The organism is Rhodanobacter sp. C05, from assembly GCF_002001165.1.
Classification (GTDB): domain Bacteria; phylum Pseudomonadota; class Gammaproteobacteria; order Xanthomonadales; family Rhodanobacteraceae; genus Rhodanobacter.
Window position 1 is genome coordinate 144,459 of record NZ_MUNQ01000005.1, and the last position, 17,599, is coordinate 162,057.

The window sequence follows — 17,599 nt, forward strand, 5'->3', positions numbered from 1 at the left end:
GTTCACAACACCTCCTGTGCGGCGAGATCGGCCACCAGCCGGCCATGGTCAAGCACGATCACGCGCTTCTTCATGCGCTTGATCAGCGGCAGATCGTGACTGGCGATCAGCACCGTGGTGCCGACCTGCTGGAACTCGCCGAACAGGCCCATGATCTCCACCGCTAGCTGCGGATCGAGGTTGCCGGTCGGCTCGTCGGCAATCAGCAGGGTCGGCCGCGCCACGATCGCACGGGCGATGCCGACACGCTGCTGTTCACCGGTGGACAGGGTTGCCGGCAACTGCCTTTCGTAGGCGAGCAAACCGACCTTCTCCAGAGCCGCGCGCACACGCCTGGCGCGTTCCGTGCGGGCAATGCCACCGATTACCAGCGGCAGCTCGACATTGGCAAACACCGTGCGCTCCATCAACAGGCGGTGATCCTGGAACACCATGCCGATCTGCCGGCGCCACTTTGGAATGCCGCTGCGACGGATCTTCGCCAGGCTCTTGCCGTCCATGCTGATCGTGCCATGCGAGGGGCGTTCGATCAGGCCGAGCAGCTTGAGCAGCGTGCTCTTGCCGGCGCCGGAATGGCCGGTGACGAAGGCCATCTCGCCAGTCGGCACCTCGAACGAAAGCTGCGACAGCGCCTCGTGGCCGCCCTCGTAGCGTTTGCTGACTTGATCAAAATGGATCACCGAGTATCCCCGAGCCTGCCTGCCGTCTTACCAGCGGCAAGGATAAGGGAAGCCGGCATCAAGATGCGGACTTCACGCACCGGCCGATCGTCGCCGATTCAGTCAGAGCGTGCGGATTCGGCAAGGAGCGACCGGATCATGGGTGATCCTCTGCGAATCAAGCATCCAGGTGCTTGATTCGGCGTAGCCGAGTCCGGACATGTGCCGGCTTCGGCGCGTCGAGAAAGTGCAGGCCGCACCCTCTCAACCTGCGGCTACCGCCCGGTGAACAACCGGGTCAGTCGACGGAACAGGCCCGGCTTCTTCGGATGCGGATGGGCAGCGGGCACTCCGGCCGTTACCGCCACCTGACGCGACGGCCGATTGCCGGCATGGCCGCCAGACTCGCCCGCATTGCGCTCACGTGACGGACGACGCTCGCCACGCGGGGCGCGGCTGCTGTCTGCCGTGACCGCGCTGTTCTGCCCGTTCGTCTCGACAGCGACGGCGCCGCCCTCGCGACGGCGATTGCGGCCACCACGACGGCGACGCGGTTTGCGCACACCCTCGGCCGCATCGTTGCCACCCGCATCCACAGCGGTGCTGGCCGCATTCGCGGTTGGCACGACAGCCGCTGCTTCGACATGACTGTCGACGACCGGCGTGGCCGGCTTGCGCTCGCGCGGCGGGCGTGAGCCCGTGCGGGATCCGCTTCGCTCACCATCGCGACTACCCGCCGGACCACGCGAACGACTCGGTTTATCGCCAGGACGTGGTGCCACCACATCGCCAAACGCAGCGCTGTCGGCGGCGGCGTTGGCTGCAAACTCGGCATCGATCTCGCGCGACTTCGGCATGATCAGCAATTCCGGATCCATCGGTGCCACCGGAATGCTCTGGCCGATATAAGTCTCGATCTCCGGCAGCGACATCGCGTACAGGTCGCAGGCGAAGCTGATCGCATCGCCTTCGGCACCGAGGCGAGCGGTACGGCCGATGCGGTGCACGTAATCTTCCGCCTCGTGCGGCAGGTCGTAATTGAATACGTGGCTGACCGCGGGAATGTGCAGGCCGCGCGCGGCTACGTCGGTGGCCACCAGGATGTCCAGCTGGCCGTCCTGGAAACGCTGCAGCAGCTTCTGCCGCTTCAGCTGCGGCACGTCGCCGGAGATCGCGCCGACGCGGCAACCGTGGCGCTTGACCCGCTCGGTGATGCGTTCGGCAGCGGCCTTGGTGTTGACGAAGATGATGCTGCGGCTCGGCTTGGTGCGGTCGAGCAGGTTCAGCAGCAGCGGCATCTTCTCTTCCTTGGCCGGGAAGTAGACCAGCTGGCGCACCTTGTCGGCGGTGACATTGTCGCTCTCCACCACCAGCTTCTCGGCGTTGTGCATGTGCTCGTAAGCCAGCTCCAGCACGCGGTGCGACAGCGTGGCGGAGAACAGCAGCACTTGCCGCTGCTCGCGCGCCGGCAGGCGGCGGAAGATGAAGCGCACGTCCTTGATGAAGCCGAGATCGAACATGCGGTCGGCCTCGTCGATCACCATCACCTCGACGCTGTTGAGGCTGAACACGCCCTGCTTGTGATAGTCGAGCAGGCGGCCCGGCGTGGCGATGATGATGTCGCAGCCATCTTTCAATTGCTGGCGCTGCTTGTCGTAATCGACACCGCCATAGATCAGCGCGGTGCGCAGGCCGGTATGGCGACCGATCGCCTTGGCATCCTTCTCGATCTGGATCGCCAGCTCGCGGGTCGGCGCGATGATCAGTGCGCGCGGATCGCTGTCCTTGCGCTCGGCCACGGCCGGACTGGTCAGCAGGCGGTTCATCAGGGCGACCAGGAAAGCGCAGGTCTTGCCGGTGCCGGTCTGCGCCTGGCCGGCGACATCGCGGCCGGTCAGCGCCAGCGGCAGGGTCATTTCCTGGATCGGCGTGCAGCGGGTGAAGCCGCTGTCGTCCAGGCCCTGCTGCAGCAGCGGCTGCAAATCGAAATTGGCGAAGAAAGTATCGGTGAGTACGGTTTGTGACATAAGGGGATTGAAAACCTTGCCTGACGGCGGCGTGATGTGCTGTGCCGCTTCAGGCGCCGGACATCGGCGCAGAGCGGTGCAGGACGGGTGCGCAATGCGCAGTGAAGCGGCTCAATGTCAGGGTCAACAAGGTCGCGCCGCGGCTGGCGACGCCATGTTTGCCGGCGGTCTGACGGGCAGCCTGACAGGCTGCCCTTGAATCGTGCCCGGAGTTGCGCTGGAATGAAGACTTGCCGCCATGGCACCTCTTCTTCCTGCCCAACCCGCGCTTCATGGGCGCCTGAGTGTAGCTGATGACGGCCCCTGGCGTCGCCATCTCCTTGTTTTCCCGCCCTTGCCACCCCATTGTTTTGCACCCGCCCTTTTTCGCCCCAGCCACGGAGATCCCCGGTGAGCGACCTGATTACCCATGTGAATGACGACGCCTTCGACGAGCAGGTGCTCAAATCCGAAACCCCGGTGTTGCTGGATTTCTGGGCAGAATGGTGCGGCCCGTGCAAGGCCATCGCCCCGATGCTGGACGAGCTGGCCAAGCAGTACGAAGGCAAGCTGCGCATCGTCAAGGTGAACATCGACCACAATCAGCAGACCCCGCGCACCTATGGCGTACGCGGCATCCCGACCCTGATGGTGTTCAAGAACGGCAAGGTCGAAGCGACCCAGATCGGTGCCGTCAGCAAGGGTCAGCTGACCCAGATGATCGACAAGGCCATCTGATCCACCCGCTGCAAAACCGCTGCATCAAGCCGGTCCGGTTCAGGCCGGCCGGCTTGCGAGGCTTTACGCCGACACGCAGCGGGTGCTAGATTCATCGCGTCCGTCGGGACAGTCCTGTCCCCTTGCGCCTTCCGCGCGACGCACACCCTCCCTCCTGTAATTCAACGGCGCCCCGCGAGGATTGCCCGTGTCCGATAACGAAAACAACATCCCGAACGACGCCAAGAGCGCCGATACCAAGCCTGCGAGCGAAGGCAAGCCCGAGCCGCGCCCACGCGCGCCGCGCCGCACGGCGGCAGCGATCGCGGCGGCCAACGCGGAGAAGGCAGCGACGAGCGACAAGGCGCCATCTGCCACCCCGCCCGCGCCACCTCCGGCTACAGCCGAACGACCGACATCAGCACCCGCAACCCAGACGACGCCAGCGCGTAACGAAGCGCCGCCGCAACGGGCGCCGCAGGAACCACGCGAATCGGCCTCTTACCAGGGTCAGAACCAGAATCAGGACGCGACGTCGAACCCGAATCAGGGTCAGGGTCAGGGTCAGAATCCGGTCCAGGCGCAAAATCCGAATCAGGGCCAGAACCCGAATCAGGGTGCCCAAGGCCAGAACCCGGGCCCGAACAACCCCAACAATGGTCCCCGCGAAGGTCGTGACGGCCGCGGCCGGCGCCGGCGCAACGAGCGCGGCGGCAACCCGCAACAGCAGCAACCGCGCCCGCAGGGCGGTGGCAATCCGCGCTACAACAACCCGAACGGCCTGCCGGTGGATGACGACAACGCCGATCCGGGCAGCAATGACCGGGTGATCAACCTCACCGAGCTCAAGCGCAAGAACGCGATCCAGTTGCTGGAATTCGCCGAATCGCTGGGCCTGCACGAAGGCATCGCCCGCGCACGCAAGCAGGACGTGATCTTCAACGTGCTCAAGGCGCACGCCCGCTCCGGCGGCGGCATCTGGGCCGAAGGCGTGCTGGAAATTCTGCAGGACGGCTTCGGCTTCCTGCGTTCGGCCGACGAGTCCTACCTGGCCGGCCCGGACGACATCTATGTGTCGCCCAGCCAAATCCGCCGCTTCAACCTGCGCACCGGCGACTACATCACCGGTCGCGTGCGCCATCCGAAGGAAGGCGAGCGTTATTTCGCGATGCTTCGTGTCGACGACATCAACGGCGATCCGCCGGAAGCGTCGAAGAACAAGATGTTGTTCGAGAACCTCACCCCGCTGTTCCCGCGCAAGTCGTTCAAGCTGGAGCGCGGCAACGGTTCGAGCGAGGACATCACCGGGCGCATCCTCGACCTGATCGCGCCGATCGGCCGCGGCCAGCGTGGTCTGATCGTCTCGCAGCCGAAGTCCGGCAAGACGATGATGCTGCAGAACATCGCCCAGGCGATCACCTACAACCATCCCGACGCGCACCTGATCATGCTGTTGATCGACGAGCGTCCGGAGGAAGTGACCGAAATCGCCCGCACCGTGCGCGCCGAAGTCATCTCTTCGACGTTCGACGAGCCGGCCGTGCGCCACGTGCAGGTCGCCGAGATGGTGATCGAGCGCGCCAAGCGCCTGGTCGAGCACAAGAAGGACGTGGTGATCCTGCTCGACTCGATCACCCGCCTCGCCCGCGCCTACAACACCGTGGTGCCGAGCTCCGGCAAGGTGCTCACCGGCGGTGTCGACGCCAACGCGCTGCAGCGTCCGAAGCGTTTCTTCGGCGCCGCACGTAACGTCGAAGAAGGCGGCTCGCTGACCATCATCGCCACCGCGCTGACCGAAACCGGCAGCAAGATGGACGAAGTGATCTACGAGGAGTTCAAGGGCACCGGCAACATGGAAGTGCACCTGAGCCGTCGCATCTCCGAGAAGCGCGTGTACCCGGCGATCGACATCAACCGCTCCGGCACTCGCCGCGAAGACCTGCTGATCGACCCGGACATGCTGGCCAAGATCTGGATCCTGCGCAAACTGCTGCACCCGATGGACGAGCTCTCCGCGATGGAGTTCATGCTCGACAAGATGAAGAACACCAAGTCCAACGACGAGTTCTTCAATTCGATGAAGCGCTGATTCCGCTTCATCGCATCACCCAGAAAGGCCGGCTCGTCGCCGGCCTTTCTGCTTCCGGATACTTGTGGGCCGCGTTAGTTTGGGTTGAAATCGGCCAACATCACGGGAGATCGCACGGATGCTTTCACGTATCGCATGGCTGGCATGGGCGCTCCTGCTGATCACTCCCGCTTACGCCAAAGACAACGCGCCATCGCTGCGCGAATTTTGCCGCCAGAACACCCCGGTGATCCGCGATCTGTGGCTACACGATCTCTATGACGCCCCTCCAGAGGTAGCGGCGCTGATGGTCAACGTGATCGATGGCAAGTTGCCGCAGGTACGCCAACAACTCGCCGAACTGAAACCGGCTGAAGTCCCGCAATGGCGACAGGCCGCGATGCTCACTGCCGTCTGGGCCGGACAAGCCGCCATCGTGGATGCGCTGCTGGACGACGGTGCGGCAGTCGACGGCCTCGGCTGGATACCTCCATTCAAGGGCGGCTTCTACCAGCAGACCTTGGGCGACATGCAGCAGGATCCGCGCTTTGGCGGGCCGGCCGGCGTCAAGGGGCTCGCGGCAGCCGGGATAGTGAATAATCAGGGACAGCGCCTCGGTCCGGCCCTCACGACAGCCGCCGAGTGCGGCGACGTAGCCACGCTGGATGTGCTGTTGCGTCACCATGCCAACGTCATGGCACGTCGGGCACCGAATGTCGTCGATGCGCTAACTGTAGCCACGGTTCACGGTGATGCCGCCGTCGTGCAGCATCTGCTCGATCACGGCGCCGACCCGTGTATTGACGACCGCCAGATCCAATTGCGCAAGCCTGGCGCCTCACTGGCGAGCATCGGGCGTCGCAATGGCCTGCCCGAGACGCTTGTGCAGCGGCTGGCCTGTCCCTCGGTTACCTCAACACACTGAAGCAACCTTCGGGTATCTGCATGACGCGACGCATCCGCTTCGTGCGCGCATCGTGCGACCGCCATCTGTACCGTCCCGTCCAATTATTTCCCGTTACCCCCTTTTCGTTGTCACGCAACACCCCCATAGTGACTCGCTCACCCAGCGAGGCTTTGCCCGTGTCCATACCCAGTGCCGTCAAGAGCACCCCGATCCGGGACCGCCAGCAACTCACCGACTATCTCGCCGCGGGCGAGAAGCCACGCGAGGCGTGGCGCATCGGCACCGAGCACGAGAAGTTCGGCTTCCTCACCGACACCTTGCGCCCTCCCACCTTCGAGGGTGACCGCGGCATCAAGCTGCTGCTGGAAACCCTGGCCACCCGCTACGGCTGGGACGTGGCCCGCGAAGGCGAGAATCCGGTAGCGCTGTCGCGCGACAAGGCGTCGATCACGCTGGAACCGGCCGGCCAGCTGGAGTTGTCCGGTGCGCCGCTGGAGACGATCCACCAGACCTGCTGCGAGGTGAACTCGCATCTGGAGGAAGTGCGCTCGATCGCCGACGGCATGGGCCTCGGTTTCCTCGGCATGGGCTTCCAGCCGAAGTGGCGCCGCGACGAGATGCCGTGGATGCCGAAGGGCCGCTACAAGATCATGCGCGAATACATGCCCAAGGTCGGATCGCTCGGCCTGGACATGATGACGCGCACCTGCACCGTGCAGGTGAACCTGGATTTCTCGTCCGAAGCGGACATGATCAAGAAATTCCGCGTGAGCCTGGCGCTGCAGCCGATCGCCACCGCGCTGTTCGCCGATTCGCCGTTCACCGAAGGACGTCCAAACGGCTATCTGTCGTATCGTTCGCACATCTGGACCGATACCGACAAGGACCGTACCGGCATGCTCGACTTCGTGTTCGCCGAAGGCTTCGGCTACGAGCGCTATGTCGACTACATCCTCGATGTGCCGATGTACTTCAGCTTCCAGGACGGCAAGTACATCGATCTGGCCGGCCAGGACTTCAAGCAGTTCATGGCCGGCGAACTGCCGATGCTGCCCGGCGCCAAGGCGAACATGAAAGATTTCGCCGATCACCTCACCACCGCGTTTCCTGAGGTACGGCTCAAGCAGTACCTGGAAATGCGCGGTGCCGATGGCGGTCCGTGGAACCGGCTGTGCGCGCTGCCCGCATTCTGGGTCGGCCTGCTGTATGACGATGAGGCACTGGATGCCGCGTGGGATCTGGTCAAGGATTTCAGTCGCGAGGAACGCCACGCGCTACGCGACGGTGTGCCGAAGCATGCGCTGAAACTGCCGTTCCGCAGCCGCAGCGTACGCGACCTCGCCGAGGAAGCGCTGAAGATCGCCGGCCACGGCCTCAAGCGTCGCGCCCGGCTCAACAAGAACGGTGCCGACGAAAGCATCTTCCTCGAACCGATGATCGAGATCGTGCAAGCGAACCAGACCCCGGCCGAGCGCAAATTGGAACTATTCCACAGCACATGGGGCGGCAGTGTGGATCCGGTATTCCGCGAGTTTGCGTACTGAAAGCACCGGCGCCACTGCGCCGAAAACTCCCACATAGCGTCATTCCGGCGTAGGCCGAAGGAGCTTCACAACAGCGCAGCTGGTAATCGCATTTGGCTTCGCTGGCGGCATCCGGCCGTGTGACGAAATGCGATAACCGGTTTCGTGCTGAAGCGATTCCGACCTACGCCGGAATGACGGCATGTGAGGTTCTTACGCTTGAGCCAATACCATCCGAATCAGGAAGCGGTCGCCTCCACGAGCGTCCATGCGACGGACTCGCCGGCTCGCATGGGCTTGCAGGTGGATCCGGCCAGGGGATATTCGTCCGGCACGATCCATGACGCGCGTTCTAGCACGATGCGATCCTGGTTGCGCGGCAAGCGGTAGAAGTCCGGGCCATGGGAGCTGGCAAACGCTTCGAGCCGATCCAGCCGGCCGGCCTGATCGAACGCCTCGGCATACAGCTCCAGCGCCGCATGGGCCGTATACAGTCCAGCGCATCCGCAGGCCGACTCCTTCGCTTCGCGGGGATGTGGCGCACTGTCCGTGCCGAGGAAGAAATGCGAATCACCGCTGGTGGCAGCCTGCAGCAAAGCGGCACGATGCGTCTCGCGCTTGAGGATTGGAGCGCAGTAGTTGTGCGGGCGGATGCCACCCTCGAACAGCGCGTTGCGGTTGAGCAACAAATGATGCGCGGTAATCGTGGCAGCCACGTTGGCCGGGGCACCACGGACGAACTCGACCGCATCACGGGTGGTGATGTGCTCCAGAACCATGCGCAGGGCCGGGAATCTGGCCTGCAGCGGCAGCAGATGGCGCTCGATGAAAACGCGTTCGCGATCGAAGATGTCGATGTCCGGATCGGTGACTTCGCCATGCAGCAGCAAGGGCAGTTCGTGCTTCTCCATGGCTTCGAGCACGGTATACACCCGCGACAGCTCGCGCACGCCGGACTGTGAATTGGTGGTGGCGCCAGCGGGGTAATACTTGACCGCAACGACGCTGTCGCTGTCTTTGGCGCGGACGATCTCCTCGGCCGGGGTGCTCTCGGTGAGGTACAGCGTCATCAGCGGCTGAAAGCGCATGCCCACCGGCAAACTCGCCAGAATCCGGCGGCGATAGTCTTCAGCCTGTGCGACCGTCGTCACCGGCGGCTTCAGGTTCGGCATCACAATGGCGCGCGCAAATCGCCGCGCGGTGTGGGCGATCACCGAGGCCAGCGCATCGCCGTCGCGAAGGTGCAGGTGCCAGTCATCGGGGCGGGTGATTTCAAGACGCGTGGGTGTCATGGTTTGCGGACTCGGGATAGCGGATCGAGAGAAGCTCACAGCAGGTGTCGGTGTTGCTCACGTGGCTGACACATGCCGAATGCCTCGCGGCATGGCTGCCAATGGCACATGGTATCGCGCCGCCACCCCGGTTTGTTTCGACTGCGATCCCACAGCTCAAGGCACCGAAGACCGGGCGCACAATGCGAACCCGGACTTCAGAAAGCAGATGGGTGTTGGGGTACGCACTGCCTACCCCCATCTACCGTGCTTCATCCTCGTGGAGAGTCCCCATGCCACTGGTTCGCATCTCGCTCCGCCGCGGCAAGTCGTCCGCTCACATCGCCGCCCTGCGCAACGGCATCTACCAAGCCATGCGCGAAGCCTTCAACGTGCCGGAGAACGACCGCTTCATCCTGATCAGCCAGCACGACGCCGACGAATTCGACTACGACCCGAACTACCTCGGCATCGCCCGCAGCGACGATCTGGTGGTCGTGCAGATCACCTGCAACAGCGGCCGTACAGTGGAACAGAAACAGGCGCTATATCGCGGCATCGCTGAGAATTTTTCCGCAGACCCGGGCCTGCGTCCCGAAGATGTGTTCATCAATCTGATCGAGGTGGCGAAGGAGAACTGGTCGTTTGGAAATGGGATCGCGCAGCACGCGTGAAGGTCCGCTTAGAGAAATGAAGTTCTCAATGACAGGCAAATCTGTGGGCAAGCCAGTCGATTCTCGAACGTAGAGCTTCAGGACTCTCGCCTGGCATGATGCCGAAGGGAGACTTCATAGATGGATGGAAGCGATCGGCTGCAACTTCAACCGTGACCCAGTCGGAAGTATGCCAAGCCTGGAAGACTGGCTGGTTCGGTTTATTCAGGAGGAGAAAGTACTCTTTTCCTTTCTCAAAATCGGGCCGATTGGCGACCATTACCTTGAGAGTGTCCGCACCGTCTTCGACCGTTCCTCCAATGCGAACCACGTCAGCGGGAAAGCCTGCGCGAATGGCGCCCGGTTGCCCTTTAATAACTTCATCTACGACAAACGTCGAATCCGTAAATATTGTGCCCTCGTTACCCCCGAAATATGATTGGGACGAAACATTGGTCGCGAAAACGATAGCGTCGGAATGACAGTACCAAGCGTGGAGTTGCGCATCGTCCTCGCTGTCGTAAGGCGCAAAGCCGGCAACATCAAAATATTGTCCGACAGGCGTATACATTTCGTACCCCTTGGTGCCGTCGACGGAGCTTTTGTCATACGAGTGAAGGTTTCGAAGTGCATTGTGGAACGTGCTGAAATAGGCCTCATATATCGCGTCGCGTTGCAGCGGACTTAGCGACGCTGCATATGTATATGAGGCGAACCACACACTTGCTACCGCAAAGACCGCAAACCATTTCGTGCGCATGACCCCTCCGCGAAAAATTGCAAAACTGGCTTCACCTACTCCCCACGAATCCACCTTGCCGCATCAATCGCGTAATACGTGAGAATCGCATCTGCCCCCGCCCGCTTCATCGCGGTAAGCGACTCCAGCACCACCGCCTTCTCATCCAGCCACCCATTCTGCGACGCCGCCTTCAACATCGCGTACTCGCCCGACACCTGATACACGAACGTCGGCACACCAAACGTGTCCTTCACCCGGCGCACGATGTCGAGATAAGGCAAACCCGGCTTCACCATCACCGCGTCGGCACCTTCGTTGATGTCCAGCTCGACTTCGTGCAGTGCCTCGTCGCTGTTGGCAACGTCCATCTGGTAGGTGTGTTTGTTGCCCTTGCCGAGGTTCGCCGAGGAACCCACCGCATCGCGGAACGGGCCGTAGAACGCGGAAGCGTATTTCGCCGAGTAGGCGAGGATGCGGGTGTGGATGTGGCCGGCTTCCTCCAGCGCTTCGCGGATCGCGCCGATGCGGCCGTCCATCATGTCCGACGGCGCCACGAAATCCATGCCGGCGTCGGCTTGCGCCAGCGACATCTTGATCAGCGCCTCGACGGTGGGCTCGTTCATCACGTAGCCGGTGTCGTCGATCAGGCCGTCCTGGCCGTGCGTGGTGTACGGATCGAGCGCGACGTCACCAATCAGACCCAGCTCGGGATACTCCGCCTTCAGTGCACGGGTGGCGCGTTGCATCAGGCCCTGCGGATTCCATGCTTCGGCTGCATCCTCGCTCTTCACTGCCGAACCCGGTGACGGGAATAGTGCCAGCGCCGGGATGCCGAGACGCACGCATTCGCCGGCCAGTTTCAGCAGCTCGTCGATCGACAGCCGATCCACGCCCGGCATCGATGGCACGGCTTCGCGCTGGCCTTCGCCTTCGATCACGAACGCCACCATGATCAGGTCGCTCGCCAGCAAGGTGTGCTCACGCATCAGTGCGCGGGAAAAGGCGTCGCGGCGCATGCGGCGCATGCGGATGGCGGGAAAGCTCATGGCAGATCCTGACGTGTGATATCCCGGGCATTTTAGGCCACAACGCAAAGCCTGCGGCCGCGCTGCGACATTGGTTGCATCCGTGCCATCGCTGATTCGATCGACCACGACACTTTCCCGTCACGTTTTCGGGTGCACGCTCGGCGTCACGACCCGCCGTTATCCCCGCCGGAGGAAGTCTCATGAGCAAGACCATGCCCACCGCCTCGACTGCCGGCTGGCATCTGCCGACCAGCGCCCGTTATCTGGGCCCGCATGCCCCGGATGCATCGCTCGATGTGACCCTGGTGCTACGCCGCAAGAGCCCGCTGGGCACGTTGGCTCCGTCAGCATCGCGCAGCGCCCGGCATGCCGATTTCATGGCGCGCTACGGCGCCGATCCGGCCGATGTGGAACGCCTGCGCAGTTTCAGCCGCCAGCATGGCCTGCAGGAACTGGCCTGCGAGCCGGGACGGCGCACGCTGCATCTGCGCGGCACCGTGCAATCGCTGCAGCAGGCGTTCGGTGTGCAGCTGGGGCATTACGAGCTGACACCCGGCGGGGCGTCCTATGTCGGCTCCGCGCAAGCACCTACGCTGCCCGATCCCGCGGTGATCGCCGTGCTCGGGCTGGATCAGCGCCCGGTCGCGCAGCCGCATTTCCGTATCGCACAGGCAACACCGGCCAATACCTACACGCCGCTGCAGATCGGCGAGCTGTACAACTTCCCCGCCGGTGACGGCAGTGGTCAGACCATCGCGATCATCGAACTCGGTGGTGGCTACCAGCAGGCCGATCTGGACACGTACTTCAAGGGACTCGGCCTGGCGACACCGTCCATCACGGCCGTGTCCGTCGACGGCGGCAGCAACCAGCCCGGCGGCGACGCGGATGCGGAAGTGATGCTGGACATCGAGGTTTCCGGTGCGCTGGCACCGAAAGCCAAACTGGTCGTCTATTTCGGCGGCAACACCGACCAGGGTTTCTACAACGCGATCTCGCAGGCCGCACACAGCACCACCCAGCCGGCCACGGTGATGTCGATCAGCTGGGGTGGTCCCGAAAGCAGCTGGAGCACAGCCTCGCGCAATGCGATGGAAACCGCGCTGGAGGATGCCGCCGCGCTCGATGTAACGGTGACCGTGGCGGCTGGCGACAACGGCTCCAGCGACGGTGTCAGCGGCGGTCAAGCAACGGTGGATTTCCCTGCATCCAGCCCATCCGTGCTGGGTTGCGGCGGCACCGAACTGATCAGCAGCGGCAGCACGATCAGCAGCGAGGTGGTATGGAACGAGACCGCCGGCAACGAGGGCGCCACCGGCGGCGGCGTCAGCACCGTGTTCGCGCTGCCCGCATGGCAATCGGCATCGAAGGTGCCTGTGGCAACAGGCGGTTTCGTCGGCCGTGGCGTGCCGGATGTGGCCGGCAACGCGGATCCGCTCACGGGTTACAGCATGCTGGTCGACGGCCAGAGCGAGGTCATTGGCGGCACCAGTGCAGTCGCGCCGCTGTGGGCCGCGCTGGTGGCGCGCCTCAACCAGCAGCTCGGCCGCTCGCTGGGTGCCGCCAATGCCGCCCTGTACGCCATCGGCGAAACGGCGTTCCACGACATCACCCAGGGCAACAACGGCAGCTACACCGCCGGCCCGGGCTGGGATGCCTGCACCGGCCTGGGCAGCCCTAACGGGCAGGCCCTGCTCGGCGCCCTGCAAGGCGCAGCGCCAAGTCCGGCGCCAGCACCGAGCCCTGCGCCAGCACCTGCACCTGCACCAAGCCCACCGCACAAACACAAGCCCAAACCACCTGCCTCGGGCGGCAAAAAACACAAGGGCAAATTGTAGGAACCGCCGGGTCAGCAAGCACTATGTCCGCTACGTCGGCATTCTTGCTGCACCAGGTGCTGGACGCTGGCCGGCATTCACGGCAGGCTTGCTGTTTCCCGCTTCACTCCCACGGAGTTCCGATGCACGTGCCTGCCGCCCCCACCCTGCTCGTCGATCTCGGTGGTACCAATGTCCGTTTCGGGGTGGCCGATCCATCACGCGACAAGCCGCTGCTGACCGACAGCATCCGGCGCTATCGCGTGGCCGAGCACGATTCGCTGGTCTCGACCGCGAAGCAATACCTGGCCGACACGGGCCGGCAGGTGAGCCGCGCCATCGTGGCCGCTGCCGGGCGCATCGTCGACGGCGAGACGGTCAAGGTCACCAACAATCCGTGGGCCATCTCGGCCCATCAGACAGCCGCCGCGCTGGGCCTGGAATATGTGCATCTGGTCAACGATTTCGCCGCGCAGAGCATGGCGGTGACGCTGCTGCAAGGCGATGATCTGGTCGACGTGGGTACGGCACCGCGCCCGGTGGTCGGCGCCGAAGACGAGCAGACCTTCGCCATCGTCGGCCCGGGCACCGGGCTCGGCGTCGGCGGCCTGCTGGTGCGTGGCGGCCATTGCAGCGTGCTGCAGACCGAAGGCGGTCATGCCGGTTTCGCCGCGCATTCGCCGGAAGACATCGCGATCCTCAACTATCTCAACCAGAAGTATGGGCGCGTCTCGAACGAACGGCTGATCTGCGGCCAGGGCCTGGTGAATCTTTACGACGCGATCTGCCATATCGTCGGCGCCCGCCCCGACGACCTCAAGCCCGAGGACATCACCGCACGCGCCAAGGAGGACGGGTGCCCGCTATGTACCCGCACCGTGGAAACCTTTGCCGGCATCTTCGGCAGCGTCGCCGGCGACCTGGTGCTCACGCTTGGCGCCTGGGACGGCGTCTATCTCACCGGTGGCCTGATACCGGTCCTGTTGCCCTGGCTGGAGCGCGGTCGCTTCCGTGAGCGCTTCGAGGCCAAGGGCCGCTTCCGCGACATCATGGAGAAGGTGCCGACCCAGGCGATCATGAACCCCGAGCCGGGCCTGCTCGGCGCGGCCGCGCTGGCGGTGATGGAGTCGGGTGGCTCGCTGCTGCACCATTGAAACCGGGCATTCCGTCTTGCATGCAAGGCGCTGCCGCTAGGCCGGCGCCAACAACGCATCCAGATCGACCTGGTCGAAGCTGAGCTTCTCGCGACTGCCACCGCCCTCGAGTACGGCGGCGGCCAACTCGGCCTTGCGCGCCTTCAGTTCCTCGATGCGCTCTTCCACCGTGCCCGAGGTGATCAGGCGGAACACGAATACCGGCTTGTCCTGGCCGATGCGGTGCGCACGATCGCTGGCCTGTGCCTCGGCAGCAGGATTCCACCACGGGTCGTAGTGGATCACGGTGTCGGCGGCAGTGAGGTTGAGACCAACGCCGCCAGCCTTCAGCGACAGCAGGAACAGCGGTACCTCACCGTTCTGGAAACGCTGCACCGGCTCGGCGCGATCGCGCGTCTCGCCCGTCAGGGTGACGTAGCGGATGCGCCTTCGATCGAGTTCGGCCGCAATCAGTTTCAGCATGCCGGTGAACTGCGAGAACAGCAACACCTTGCGGCCTTCGTCGAGCAGGGCCGGCAGCATGTCCATCAGCAGTTCGAACTTGGCCGACTCGTGCACGCCACGCGCCACCTCGAGTTTCACCAGGCGTGGATCGCAGCAGACCTGACGCAGCTTGAGCAGCGCATCGAGTACCACGATGCCCGAGTGCGCGATGCCGCGTTGGGCGATCACCTCGCGCAGTTCCTCCGCCAGCGACAGGCGCAGGCCTTCGTACAGTTCGCGCTGGCGGCCTTCCAGCACCACCCGGCGGGTGATCTCGGTCTTCGGCGGCAATTCCTGCGCGACCTGCGCCTTGGTCCGACGCAGGATGAACGGCGCCAGGCGCAGGTTCAGTCGCTGCTGGCATTCCTCGTCGTGCTGCTTCTCGATCGGCACACGGTAGAAACGGCGGAAGGCGCCCTCGTCGCCGAGCAGTCCCGGAACTGCCAGATCGATCTGCGACCACAGCTCGCCCAGATGGTTTTCCAGTGGCGTGCCGGTAAGACAGACATAGCGCGAGGTGCGCAGGCTGAGCAATGCACGGCGCGCCTGCGTGCGCGGGTTCTTCACCTGCTGCGCCTCGTCCAGCACGATCAGCGTGAACGGTTGCTTGCGCAGCGTCACCACGTCGCGCGGCAACAAGGCATAGCTGGTCAGCACGATGTCCTGCGCGCCGAGCTGGATGAATTCCTCGGCGCGTTGCGGCCCGTGCAGGGTCAGCACATGCAGGTCCGGCGCAAAGCGGGCGATCTCCGATTGCCAGTTCGGGATCAGGCTGGTCGGCACCACGATCAGCGCCGGCTGGGTCAGTGCGCCACTCTGCTTCAGCGACAACAGATGGGTGATCAGCTGCAGCGTCTTGCCCAGACCCATGTCATCGGCCAGCACGCCGCCGACACCGGCTTCGGCCAGCGCGTTCAACCAGCGCAGACCCTCGCGCTGGTACGGCCGCAACTCCACGGTAAGCCCTTCTGGTGCCACGTCGCTGGCGCGCTCGGCGGCATCGCGCAGGCGCGCGGCAAAACCACGCAACGGCTCTGATGCTTCCAGCGTGCTGCCAGCGGGCATCGCCACGACCAGCTCTTCCAGTCGCCCGGCCTGCACCCGCGGCAGATGCAGCTTCTTGCGCGGCTTCTCCAGATATTCGGCCAGTGGCGCCAGCAGGCCGCGCAGCTCCTTCAGTCGCACCGGCACGCGACGGCGCGCATCAACCGGCGCATACCACACAGCATCTTCCGGCTCGTTCGGCGCGGGACTCAGGTTCAACTGATGCTCGGCCAAAGCCTGCGCCACGGCCGGCAGCAGGTTGTGCCGCTGGCCGTCCAGCTCGATGCCGATCTCCAGATCGAACGCGTGGTCGTCGGCATCCTCCACCGCATGGCCATACCAGCGCACCGGACCTTCCAGCACCTCGAACGGAAAACTTGGCGCGTACTCGACCTGGAAATTTTCCGCTTCGAGTTTCGGCCGCAACGCCAGCCAGCGCGCCGGCGTGTTGACCTCCAGCGCACCGGCGTAGCCGGTGCCCGGAAACAGCCACGCATCATCGGGCAAGGTGTCGGCCACGTCCCACGGCAGCCCTTCGGTGTCCACACCGGGCGTCAACCCGGCGCGTTCGAGCTGTTCCATGGCGGACAGCTCTTCGGCGCGACGGCGGGTGATCTCGACCAGCTGGCCGTTGCGTACACGGCGTACCAGCGGCTCGCCACCGCGGCCGGGCAGACGCTCGCCCGCATAGTCGAACGCCAGCCGCGCATAACCCAGCGGCGGCGTGCCGGCCGCCAACCGCGCGTGCCGGGTCAAGGCGTGCAGAATCAACACCGGTTTGGGCGCCAGTTGCGAGCGCCGCAGTTCACCGAATACCTGCGGCAGCGGCACTCGCGTCGCCAGCCGGCTGCCCGGCAGACGATTGCGAAGGCGGCGACCGTGCTCATGCTTGAGCGGCGGCAGCTCCAGCCAATGGGTTTCCTCAGCCGCAGCATCCAGCAGCCCCAGGGTGGCGCGCTCGGCGTCGAGGTACCACAGACTGTCGAGACGCAGCAGACGCTGGCTGTGCGGCAGCACCGGCAGCAGGCGCTGGCTGCCGTCTGGTTCCATCTGCCAGTGCCAGTTGAGCTGATGCGATTTGCCGCGCGACAACCTCAACCCGGCCAGACCACCGAGAAAACACGGCGCCGTGTCGAGGATTTCGGCCAGCAAGGTGTCACCGACGTGACCACCGAGGCGCGCATAGCTGCGACTCTTGCGCACGTTCTGCGGCAACCCGAGCATGGTCGCGGCGAGCCGCTGCTCGTGCGGTGGCAGGGTCGACTGTGCCAGGTGCCGGCTGTCCATCGGCACCGGCCGCGCGTAACGACCATGTTCGGCCGTGCTCAGCAGAACCGGCGCCACATCCAGCCGGGCAAAGGCGGCACCTTCTTCCGGCACCACGTCCAGAAAGAAACCGAGTACGCCGCGATCCTCGACCGCGACCGGTTTAGGTGCGGCCAGCAGTCGTCGCCATGCCTGCGGCAAGGCTTCGTCATCGCCGACTGGCGCGGTAGCGTCGTGCTGCTTCTCGTCCGGTTGCTGCAT

Annotated in this window: 13 protein-coding genes; 7 read left to right on the top strand and 6 right to left on the bottom strand. The window is 64.3% G+C overall.

What is annotated here, in order from left to right; genetic code table 11:
• Window positions 1-2: 2 nt before the first annotated feature.
• Window positions 3-680: a cell division ATP-binding protein FtsE gene (ftsE, locus tag B0E51_RS00660; RefSeq protein WP_077442904.1), complete on the bottom strand. Its 678-nt coding sequence runs from the start codon at window positions 678-680 to the stop codon at window positions 3-5.
• Window positions 681-934: 254 nt separating this feature from the next.
• Window positions 935-2,686, bottom strand: coding sequence for a DEAD/DEAH box helicase (locus B0E51_RS00665; RefSeq protein WP_077442905.1), 1,752 nt, complete (start codon window positions 2,684-2,686; stop codon window positions 935-937).
• A 390-nt stretch (window positions 2,687-3,076) separates the two neighbouring features.
• On the opposite strand from B0E51_RS00665, the gene trxA reads away from it, so the two are divergent.
• The 4 genes from trxA to B0E51_RS00690 all read left to right on the top strand — a co-directional run bounded on the left by trxA (window position 3,077) and on the right by B0E51_RS00690 (window position 7,901).
• Window positions 3,077-3,403 (top strand): thioredoxin TrxA, encoded by a 327-nt coding sequence (trxA, locus tag B0E51_RS00675; protein ID WP_077442907.1) that lies wholly within the window; start codon window positions 3,077-3,079, stop codon window positions 3,401-3,403.
• Window positions 3,404-3,590: 187 nt separating this feature from the next.
• Window positions 3,591-5,471, top strand: coding sequence for a transcription termination factor Rho (gene rho, locus B0E51_RS00680; RefSeq protein WP_077443264.1), 1,881 nt, complete (start codon window positions 3,591-3,593; stop codon window positions 5,469-5,471).
• A 118-nt stretch (window positions 5,472-5,589) separates the two neighbouring features.
• Window positions 5,590-6,375, top strand: coding sequence for an ankyrin repeat domain-containing protein (locus B0E51_RS00685; protein ID WP_077442908.1), 786 nt, complete (start codon window positions 5,590-5,592; stop codon window positions 6,373-6,375).
• 158 nt (window positions 6,376-6,533) lie between these two features.
• The gene (locus B0E51_RS00690) at window positions 6,534-7,901 is read left to right on the top strand and encodes a glutamate--cysteine ligase (protein WP_077442909.1); all 1,368 of its coding nucleotides are present in this window, start codon (window positions 6,534-6,536) and stop codon (window positions 7,899-7,901) included.
• Between the two features lie 218 nt (window positions 7,902-8,119).
• Here the strand turns inward: B0E51_RS00690 and pyrC are convergent, their stop codons facing one another.
• Window positions 8,120-9,172, bottom strand: a complete 1,053-nt coding sequence (gene pyrC / locus B0E51_RS00695) for a dihydroorotase (RefSeq protein WP_077442910.1) — start codon at window positions 9,170-9,172, stop codon at window positions 8,120-8,122.
• Between the two features lie 272 nt (window positions 9,173-9,444).
• On the opposite strand from pyrC, the gene B0E51_RS00700 reads away from it, so the two are divergent.
• Entirely contained in the window at window positions 9,445-9,825 is a 381-nt protein-coding gene (locus B0E51_RS00700) for a tautomerase family protein (protein ID WP_077442911.1), read from the top strand.
• A 25-nt stretch (window positions 9,826-9,850) separates the two neighbouring features.
• Here the strand turns inward: B0E51_RS00700 and B0E51_RS00705 are convergent, their stop codons facing one another.
• Together B0E51_RS00705 and hemB are read right to left on the bottom strand one after the other, a co-directional pair.
• Complete coding sequence (locus B0E51_RS00705) at window positions 9,851-10,564, bottom strand: hypothetical protein (protein WP_077442912.1); 714 nt, start codon at window positions 10,562-10,564, stop codon at window positions 9,851-9,853.
• 35 nt (window positions 10,565-10,599) lie between these two features.
• Window positions 10,600-11,592 (bottom strand): porphobilinogen synthase, encoded by a 993-nt coding sequence (gene hemB, locus B0E51_RS00710; protein ID WP_077442913.1) that lies wholly within the window; start codon window positions 11,590-11,592, stop codon window positions 10,600-10,602.
• 182 nt (window positions 11,593-11,774) lie between these two features.
• Between hemB and B0E51_RS00715 the strand changes: the two genes are divergently transcribed.
• Entirely contained in the window at window positions 11,775-13,412 is a 1,638-nt protein-coding gene (locus B0E51_RS00715; RefSeq protein WP_077442914.1) for a S53 family peptidase, read from the top strand.
• Window positions 13,413-13,534: 122 nt separating this feature from the next.
• Window positions 13,535-14,545, top strand: a complete 1,011-nt coding sequence (gene glk, locus B0E51_RS00720; protein WP_077442915.1) for a glucokinase — start codon at window positions 13,535-13,537, stop codon at window positions 14,543-14,545.
• Between the two features lie 36 nt (window positions 14,546-14,581).
• Here the strand turns inward: glk and B0E51_RS00725 are convergent, their stop codons facing one another.
• Entirely contained in the window at window positions 14,582-17,599 is a 3,018-nt protein-coding gene (locus tag B0E51_RS00725) for a DEAD/DEAH box helicase (protein ID WP_077443265.1), read from the bottom strand.

What these genes read in the sequence shown, in the direction of transcription:
- B0E51_RS00665 (WP_077442905.1), bottom strand. Translation starts at nt 2,686, where the DNA reads ATGTCACAAACCGTACTCACCGATACTTTCTTCGCCAATTTCGATTTG.
- B0E51_RS00685 (WP_077442908.1), top strand. Translation starts at nt 5,590, where the DNA reads ATGCTTTCACGTATCGCATGGCTGGCATGGGCGCTCCTGCTGATCACT.
- pyrC (WP_077442910.1), bottom strand. Translation starts at nt 9,172, where the DNA reads ATGACACCCACGCGTCTTGAAATCACCCGCCCCGATGACTGGCACCTG.
- B0E51_RS00700 (WP_077442911.1), top strand. Translation starts at nt 9,445, where the DNA reads ATGCCACTGGTTCGCATCTCGCTCCGCCGCGGCAAGTCGTCCGCTCAC.
- B0E51_RS00705 (WP_077442912.1), bottom strand. Translation starts at nt 10,564, where the DNA reads ATGCGCACGAAATGGTTTGCGGTCTTTGCGGTAGCAAGTGTGTGGTTC.
- hemB (WP_077442913.1), bottom strand. Translation starts at nt 11,592, where the DNA reads ATGAGCTTTCCCGCCATCCGCATGCGCCGCATGCGCCGCGACGCCTTT.
- B0E51_RS00715 (WP_077442914.1), top strand. Translation starts at nt 11,775, where the DNA reads ATGAGCAAGACCATGCCCACCGCCTCGACTGCCGGCTGGCATCTGCCG.
- glk (WP_077442915.1), top strand. Translation starts at nt 13,535, where the DNA reads ATGCACGTGCCTGCCGCCCCCACCCTGCTCGTCGATCTCGGTGGTACC.
- B0E51_RS00725 (WP_077443265.1), bottom strand. Translation starts at nt 17,599, where the DNA reads ATGCAGCAACCGGACGAGAAGCAGCACGACGCTACCGCGCCAGTCGGC.